Annotated in this window: 6 protein-coding genes and 3 pseudogenes; 8 read left to right on the top strand and 1 reads right to left on the bottom strand. The window is 68.0% G+C overall.

The features are described 5' to 3' along the window. The 3 genes from OXS49_RS31910 to OXS49_RS31900 form a co-directional block, all read left to right on the top strand. The coding region (locus OXS49_RS31910) for an ATP-binding protein (protein ID WP_267428556.1) at positions 1-838 on the top strand (838 nt) is incomplete at its 5' end. Between the two features lie 176 nt (positions 839-1,014). Beyond that, on the top strand, positions 1,015-1,716 hold the full coding sequence (locus OXS49_RS31905; RefSeq protein ID WP_244005863.1) for a GntR family transcriptional regulator: 702 nt from the start codon (positions 1,015-1,017) through the stop codon (positions 1,714-1,716). A gap of 116 nt (positions 1,717-1,832) precedes the next feature. After that, entirely contained in the window at positions 1,833-2,777 is a 945-nt protein-coding gene (locus OXS49_RS31900; RefSeq protein WP_267428555.1) for a dihydrodipicolinate synthase family protein, read from the top strand. A gap of 129 nt (positions 2,778-2,906) precedes the next feature. Here the strand turns inward: OXS49_RS31900 and OXS49_RS31895 are convergent. Beyond that, positions 2,907-3,946: pseudogene (locus tag OXS49_RS31895) on the bottom strand (Ldh family oxidoreductase); the annotation flags it as partial. Between the two features lie 189 nt (positions 3,947-4,135). On the opposite strand from OXS49_RS31895, the pseudogene OXS49_RS31890 reads away from it, so the two are divergent. The 5 genes and pseudogenes from OXS49_RS31890 to OXS49_RS31870 form a co-directional block, all read left to right on the top strand. Further along, a pseudogene (locus OXS49_RS31890) lies at positions 4,136-4,330 on the top strand (amino acid ABC transporter substrate-binding protein); the annotation flags it as partial. After that, a pseudogene (locus tag OXS49_RS31885) lies at positions 4,319-4,516 on the top strand (amino acid ABC transporter permease); the annotation flags it as partial. The pseudogenes OXS49_RS31890 and OXS49_RS31885, both read left to right, overlap by 12 nt. Then, the gene (locus tag OXS49_RS31880; RefSeq protein WP_267428554.1) at positions 4,513-5,181 is read left to right on the top strand and encodes an amino acid ABC transporter ATP-binding protein; all 669 of its coding nucleotides are present in this window, start codon (positions 4,513-4,515) and stop codon (positions 5,179-5,181) included. The pseudogene OXS49_RS31885 and the gene OXS49_RS31880, both read left to right, overlap by 4 nt. A gap of 7 nt (positions 5,182-5,188) precedes the next feature. After that, the gene (locus OXS49_RS31875; RefSeq protein ID WP_267428553.1) at positions 5,189-6,433 is read left to right on the top strand and encodes an FAD-dependent oxidoreductase; all 1,245 of its coding nucleotides are present in this window, start codon (positions 5,189-5,191) and stop codon (positions 6,431-6,433) included. A 13-nt stretch (positions 6,434-6,446) separates the two neighbouring features. Continuing rightward, positions 6,447-7,448, top strand: a complete 1,002-nt coding sequence (locus OXS49_RS31870; protein ID WP_267428552.1) for a 4-hydroxyproline epimerase — start codon at positions 6,447-6,449, stop codon at positions 7,446-7,448. The last annotated feature ends 386 nt before the right edge of the window (positions 7,449-7,834 follow it).

Below are 7,834 nucleotides of genomic sequence, written 5' to 3'. Positions count from 1 at the left end.
GACCGCCGACGGCGCGATCGTCGACGGCGAGCCGGCGCAGCTGCAGCAGGTGATCCACAACCTGATCCGCAACGCCATCCAGGCCTCCGAGCCGGGCGCAGCGGTCGACGTGCAGCTCGAACGCCTCCGATTACCGGGGCGGCGGGTTCTCTCCCACGGCGAGCTGCCGTCCGGCGCTTACGTGTGCATCCGGGTGTCCGATACGGGGCGCGGGATGGACGAGGCCACGCGCGCCCGGATCTTCGAGCCGTTCTTCACCACCCGTCCGGCCGGGACCGGCCTCGGGCTCGCCACAGCCTTCGAGTTCGTCCAGGAACAGGCCGGCGCGTTCGACGTCCGGAGTGCGCCGGGCGTCGGCAGCACGTTCGCGGTGTGGCTGCCCGCACTCCCCGAAGCCGAGCCTGGCGTCTCTGCCGCCGGCGGCACCGTGATGATCGTCGGGGCCGCCCGCTCCGCTCTGCAGGATGATGAGGAGATCCTCGCGGCCCTGGGTTACGAGCCGATCGGCTACACCGACCCGGACGCGGCGCTGACCGCTTTACGGGCGGAGCCGGGGCGCTTCGACCTGCTGATCGTCGAGAACCAGCCGGCAGGTTCCCTCGGTCTCGCGTTCGCCCGTCGCGCCGCGCGGATCGTGGACCGTCCCATCGTGCTCTCGCTCTCGGCCACCGACACGGTGCGACCGGAAGTTCTCTCGGCAATCCCGATCGTCGATGTCGCGCACCGGCCCTGGCGTTCGAACGCGCTCGCGCTCACGCTGCGGCGCCACCTGGGATCGGAAGCCCGGAGCGCGCAGCCCCGGCGCAGGGTCGCCGCGGAACGGGCGGCGGCGCAGTAGCCCGTCATCACGAGGCCCCCGACATGCAGCAGTCGCGTCGGACCCTGCGTGAACCATCGGCGGATCGGGATTCATACACGCTCGGAGCTCTATCGGCGCCCCGTGGTTGAAGGTTTCGCTTCCCAGCCGCACAAGGTTGCGCATCGCTCGTACCGCGACGTGTGCCGGGGACCCGCATGACCGACGATTCTATCGCCATTCCCGAGCGCAAGCGCGGCGCGGGGGCGAAGATCGTCTACGACCTGCTGCGCGACGAGATCCTGAACCTCAAGCTCGCGCCGGGCAGCCCCATCGACGAGGTGCAGCTCGGTGAGCGGTTCAGCATGTCGCGCACCCCGATCCGTGAGGCGTTGGTGCGGCTTGCCGAAGAGGGCCTCGTCAGCACTCTGCCGAACCGCTCCACCATGGTTGCGCAGATCGATTTCCTCAACCTGCGCAATTACTTCGACGCGCTGTCTCTGATGTACCGGGTGACGACCCGGCTTGCCGCACAGCATCACCGTCCGGCCGACTTGCGCGGGATCCGTGCCGTGCAGGCCGATTATGCCACGGCGGTGCAGTCGCAGGACGCCCTTGCGATGATCGCCATCAACGCCGCGTTTCACATTGCCATCGCCGAGGCGGCCCGGAATCCGTACTTCACCGGCCTGTCAAAGCGCCTGCTCGGCGAAGGGCGGCGCATCCTGCGCCTCTACTACGAGTCCTATGACGACCAGTTGCCGATGCATCTCGTCGTTGAGCACGAGGAGCTGATCCAGGCCATCGCCGACCGGGACATCGAGGCCGCCGACCGACTGGCCAAGGCCCATGCGGAGCAGATCGCCCAGCAGGTGCAGACGCTGCTGACGCGCGCGGGGGATACCAGCATCGTACTGTGAAACCGCCCCGCGTTTCTTGTCGACAAATAAAATGCAAGATGGCATAGGTGGCCTCTCCGGTCGGCGGGGCCCTCGCGCTCACGCTTCTTCCGAGTGACCGGCTCTTGGAGTTCGCGATGAAGGCCCCGATCTTTTCCGGCGTGATCCCTGCGCTGATGACCCCCTGCAAGGCGGATCGCAGCCCCGACTTCGACGCCCTCGTCCGCATGGGCCAGAGCCTCATCGCCGCCGGCATGTCGGCGGTGGTCTATTGCGGCTCGATGGGCGATTGGCCCCTTCTGACCGACGATCAGCGCATGGAAGGCGTGGCGCGCCTCGCCGCGTCGGGCGTGCCCGTCATCGTCGGCACCGGCGCGGTCAACACGGCCGTGGCCGTCGCCCACGCCGCCCATGCCGAGACGGTCGGTGCCAAAGGGCTGATGGTGAGCCCGCGGGTTCTGTCGCGCGGCTCCTCGCCCGCGGCGCAGCAGGCTCACTTCAAGGCGATCCTCGCCGCGGCGCCGGGCCTGCCGGCGGTGATCTACAACAGCCCGTATTACGGCTTCGCCACCCGGGCGGACCTGTTCTTCGCGTTGCGCGCGGACCATCCGAACCTCGTCGGGTTCAAGGAGTTCGGCGGACCTGCGGACCTGCGCTATGCCGCGGAGACGATCACCAGCCGCGACGACGACGTGTCGCTGATGATCGGCGTCGATACGGCGGTGTTCCACGGCTACGTCAATTGCGGCGCGACGGGCGCCATCACCGGCATCGGCAACGTCCTGCCGCGGGAGGTGCTGCACCTCTGCGCCCTCGCCGAGGCGGCGGCCCAAGGTGACGTGACGGCCCGCCGACGGGCGCTCGAGCTCGAAGCGGCGCTCGCGGTCCTGTCCTCGTTCGACGAGGGGCCGGACCTCGTCCTCTACTTCAAGCACATGATGGTGCTGAAGGGTCACGCGGAGTACCGCCTCCACTTCAACGAGACCGATACGCTCAGCGAGAGCCAGCGCGGCTACGTCGAGGCGCAGTTGCGCCTGTTCGAGGTTTGGTACTCGGCCTGGAGCCGGGAGACGGCCGCCTAGCCCCCCGAACATCCCGACCTTCGGACCCAAGCGTGTCGTCCGCCGAACGGGTGCCCGCTTTCGGTGCCGGAAGACGTGCCAAGGCCGCAGCCGTCGCGTCATGGGGAGCGGCGGCTGTTTTCGTCCATACGCCTCAATCCCCCGCTCACCGGCATCGGCCGGGAGTCGTTCGAGGAGCGCGACTTCGGTGCCGCTCACAACGATGCCGGTGCGTTCGGCCTCGGCGCGCGCCCGCAAGCGGCGCTCGGAGGGCAAGAGCGCCCCCTCGTCGAGGATGGCCTCGAAAAGGCGTTCGGCCCGGGTGAACGGATCCCCCGACCGATGCTCGGCAAACGCATCGGGCGAGAAGGCCAGAATCTGCGCGCCATGCCTGGGCGAGAGGGCCGTCGTGCCAAGATGCGCCAGAGTCTCGGGACTGATGAGGTCGCCGATCATGATCCCGGCGAGCACTTCGATCATGGTGCTGATCGCCGAACCCTTGTGCCCGCCGAAGGGCAGCATCGCCCCGGCGAGGGCCTCCTCCGGCACCGTGGTCGGCGCGCCGGCGGCGTCGTGCGCCCATCCCTCCGGCAGCGTCTCGCCCGCGCGCCGCCGGAGCTCGATCTCCCCCCGGGCCGCGACGGACGTGGCGAAATCGAACACGTAGGGCAGGCCGCCAGGGCGCGGCCATCCGAACGCTAGGGGATTCGTGCCGAGCAGCGCCGTGCCCCCCCGGCCGGAGCCACGCTGGCATAGCTCGGGCACAGCGCGAGACCGGCCAGGCCGCAGGCCGCCACCGCCTCGACCTCGGGCGACAGAACCGCGAAATGCGTACAGTCGTTGATCACCAGCGCGGCAAGGCCCCAGGCGCGAGCCCGCTCGGCCAGGAGCGGTAGACCCAACGCGAAGGCGGGATTGGACAAGCCCCCGCGGGCATCGACCCTGACGATCGCCGTACCGTCATCCGCACAGACCTCCGGCAGCGCATCCCCGCTTACCTTTCCGGCGCGCAGCGTGCGCAGCACGCCCTCGATTCGGTAGAGCCCGTGGGATTTGCAGGCGTCCCGCTCCGCCGTAGCGATGACGCCCGCGATGGCCTCCGCCTGAACGGCATTCAGTCCGCAAGCCCGGAAGATCGCCCCGATTCGCCGGGCCAAGGCTTCGGTTGTGAAGATGGCACCGTCGGTCATGAGTTCGAGCCTCGTTTGAGCAACCGCATCTCGAACAAGGTGTCTGCGAAGGAAAAATCAGAACTTCAGGTTGATAAAACTGTCGTTGCACACTTTATGTATTTTTGTTCTATGAGGGGACACAACACGATACGGCCGAGCGAGCGAGCTTGAAGTGACACGGGAGATGACACAAGATTAAGTTCCCTCATTCCGACCCTGCTGGCCACTGCATTGCTCGTTATCCCAGCTCAGGCCGACAAACTTGATGACATTATTGCCTCCGGCAAACTGCGATGCGCATTTGTTATCGATTTAAAGCCGATGAATTCGCGCAATTCGTAAAACAAGCCAATCAGATTTGATATCGATTATTGTAATGATCTCGCAAAATCCCTCAACGTGAGGAAGGATTCCGCCCTGGTCCTGTGGCTCGGCCTGATCGAATTGCTGGGCGCCTCGCAGATCCTGGTCACCCGCCTCCAGGAGCCAATGCTGATCCTGATGATCTGCGGCGGGATCTACTTCGTCCTATCCTTCCCCATCGCCCGGCTCGGCGGCCTCCTCGAAAAGCGCTGGTCTCCCCGATGATCGAAATTCAGAACGTCCGCAAATCCTTCGGTTCCCTGGAGGTCCTGAAGGGGATCGACCTCACCGTCCACAAGGGTGAGGTCGTGACGATCATCGGCGGCTCGGGATCGGGCAAGTCGACCCTCCTCACCTGCATCAACGGACTGGAGCCGATCGCGTCCGGCCGGATCGTGGTCGACGGCATCAATGTTCACGGCAAGGACACCAATCTCGACGCCCTGCGCTCCAAGATCGGTATCGTGTTCCAGCAGTGGAATGCGTTTCCGCATAACACGGTGCTGGAGAACGTGATGCTGGCGCCGCGCAAGGTCCTTGGGCTTGCCGACAAGCTCACTGTCTACCCGACCCGGTTGTCGGGCGGCCAGCAGCAGCGCATGGCCATCGCCCGCGCCCTGGCGATGTCGCCGGCATACATGCTGTTCGATGAGGCGACCTCGGCCCTCGACCCGATGCTGGTCGGGGAAGTGCTCGACACGCTGCGGATGCTCGCCTCCCAGGGGATGACGATGATCTGCGTCACTCACGAGATGAAGTTCGCCCGGGAGGTGTCCGATCGGGTCGCCTTCTTCCACCGGGCGGTGATGGCTGCGATCGCTCCGCCGGACGCGCTGTTCGGCGCGCCGCGGGAGCCGGAGACCCGCGCCTTTCTCGCGACGGCCTACTGAGATGGGCATGGCGTCACAGGATGGGAGCGTCGTTGTGATCGGCGCGGGGGTCATCGGCCTCTCGGCCGGGCTGGCGCTCCAGGCGCGGGGGCTTCCGGTGATGGTGTTGGACCGGGAGGGACCGGCAGCCGGCGCCTCGGCCGGCAATGCCGGCGCCTTCGCCTTCTCCGACATCCTGCCCCTGGCCTCGCCCGGCATCCTGCGCAAGGCGCCGGGCTGGCTCGTGGACCCGCTCGGCCCGCTGAGCGTGCCGCCGGCCTACGCGCCTCGCCTCCTGCCGTGGATGCTCCGCTTCGGCCGGGCCTGCGCGCCAGGGCGTGTCGCGGCCTCGACGGAAGCCCAAACCGCCCTGATGAATCTCTCGAAGGCAGAGCTCGAGCCGTTCCTCGCCTTGAGCGGCACGGCCGCGATGCTGCGCCGGGAGGGCAATCTCCAAGTCTACGAAAGCGAGGCCGAGTTCGCAGCCTCGCTTCCGGGCTGGGAAGCGCGGGCCCGGCACGGCATCGCGTTCGATCACCTGAAATCGGAAGAGATGGCCGCGCTTCAGCCCGGCATCGCCCCGCGGTTCGTCCGTGGCACCTTCACGCCGGACTGGCACGCGATCTCCGACCCGAAGGACTACACCGTCGCCCTCGCCGACCGGCTGCGGGCGGGCGGCGGGACGATCGCGCGGGCCGCGGTGACCGGGCTGCGCCCCGAGGGCGAGGCGGTCGTCATCGAGACCGAGACCGGGCCGCACCGGGCCACCTCGGTCGTGCTCGCGGCGGGTGCCTTCTCGCATCGCATCACCCGGACGCTGGGCGAGCGGATCCCCCTCGAGACCGAGCGCGGCTACAACACCACCCTGCCCGCCGGCGCCCTGGACCTGCGCACCCAGATCACCTTTGGCGGTCATGGCTTCGTCGTTACCCGCCTGACGGACGGCATCCGCGTCGGTGGCGCGGTCGAGTTCGGCGGGTTGGAGCGACCGCCGAATTTCCGCCGGGCCGGGGCGATGCTGGCCAAGGCGCGTACCTTCCTGCCCGGCCTGAAACCCGAAGGCGGGCGCCCGTGGATGGGGTTCCGCCCCTCCCTGCCCGACAGCCTGCCGGTCATCGGCCCGGCGCGGGCGACACCCCGCGTTGTCTACGCCTTCGGCCACGGTCATCTCGGGCTTACCCAATCGGCGGGCACGGCCCGTCTCGTGGCCGACCTGCTGACCGGCCGATCACCCCCCATCGACATCGCCCCGTTCTCGCCACGCCGCTTCTGACCGAGACTCGCCCATGGCCAACCACACGTTCTCCTGCCTCGACGGGCATACCTGCGGGAACCCGGTTCGCCTCGTGACGGGGGGCGGCCCGCGCCTCGACGGGGCGACGATGCTGGAGCGGCGCGCCCACTTCCTGCGCGCCTACGACTGGGTGCGCACCGGCCTGATGTTCGAGCCCCGCGGACACGACCTGATGTCGGGCTCGATCCTCTACCCGCCGACCCGGGCCGATTGCGACGTCGCCGTCCTGTTCATCGAGACGTCGGGCTGCCTGCCGATGTGTGGCCACGGAACGATCGGCACCGTGACCATGGCGATCGAGAACGGGCTGGTCACGCCCCGCCTGACCGGCCGCCTGTCCCTCGATACTCCCGCGGGCAAGGTGGAGATCACCTACCGCCAGGAGGGGCGCTTCGTGGAGGAAGTCCGCCTGACCAACGTACCGGGCTTCCTGTTCGCCGAAGGGCTGACCGCCGAGGTGGAGGGGCTCGGCGAGATCGTGGTCGATGTCGCCTATGGCGGCAACTTCTACGCAATCGTCGAGCCGCAGCGGAACTTCCGGGATCTTGCCGACCACACGGCCGGACAGCTGGTCGGATGGTCTCCGAAGCTGCGCGCCGCCCTCAACGCCAAGTACACGTTCGTGCATCCGGAGCACCCGGAGATCCGCGGCCTGAGCCACATCCTCTGGACGGGCGCCCCCCGGGATCCGCAGGCCCATGGCCGCAACGCCGTCTTCTACGGCGACAGGGCAATCGACCGTAGCCCCTGCGGGACGGGAACCTCCGCGCGGATGGCGCAGCTCACCGCCAAGGGGAAACTCGCCGTGGGCGACGATTTCGTGCACGAGTCGATCATCGGTTCGCTGTTCAAGGGGCGGGTCGAAGCGGCGGCCACAGTGGCGGACCGTTCCGCCATCGTCCCCTCGATCGCCGGCTGGGCGCGGCAGACCGGCATCAACACGATCTTCATCGACGACCGCGATCCCTTCGCGCACGGTTTCGTCGTGACCTGAACACGGGCCGCAGGCCTCGCCGGACTCCCGGCGGCCCCCTGCGCCGTGTCGCTGAGAGCGTCGGTTCGAACGACAACGGCGCAGCAACCCGAAGGGTCACTGCGCCGCTGGATCGGGCTGCCGAGGGGGCACTGCAGCCCACGACAAGGCTATGTGCGATCGGATGTTTTGGACGGTGCGCTGGAGCACAGACCGGATCAAACTGCCCGCCGAGCGATAGGCTCGACGGCGCCTTGCTCCACGATAAAGAAACACCCCGGGAGCGGAGGCTCCCAGGGTGTCGCTGACTGCGCGGCCTGTGTGATCGGGCTGGACATGCGAAGGGCAACCAATCAGCTGCTCTTCGACGGCGGCGAGCGGTGGGGAGGACCAACTGCCCCTCGCCC

This window comes from Methylobacterium sp. GC_Met_2 (assembly GCF_026540795.1).
Taxonomy (GTDB): domain Bacteria; phylum Pseudomonadota; class Alphaproteobacteria; order Rhizobiales; family Beijerinckiaceae; genus Methylobacterium.
This window is presented reverse-complemented; position numbering and strand designations above follow the sequence as displayed.

Coding starts and splice junctions, on each gene's coding strand:
- OXS49_RS31875 (WP_267428553.1), top strand. CDS start 5,189: ATGGCGTCACAGGATGGGAGCGTCGTTGTGATCGGCGCGGGGGTCATC.
- OXS49_RS31900 (WP_267428555.1), top strand. CDS start 1,833: ATGAAGGCCCCGATCTTTTCCGGCGTGATCCCTGCGCTGATGACCCCC.
- OXS49_RS31905 (WP_244005863.1), top strand. CDS start 1,015: ATGACCGACGATTCTATCGCCATTCCCGAGCGCAAGCGCGGCGCGGGG.
- OXS49_RS31870 (WP_267428552.1), top strand. CDS start 6,447: ATGGCCAACCACACGTTCTCCTGCCTCGACGGGCATACCTGCGGGAAC.
- OXS49_RS31880 (WP_267428554.1), top strand. CDS start 4,513: ATGATCGAAATTCAGAACGTCCGCAAATCCTTCGGTTCCCTGGAGGTC.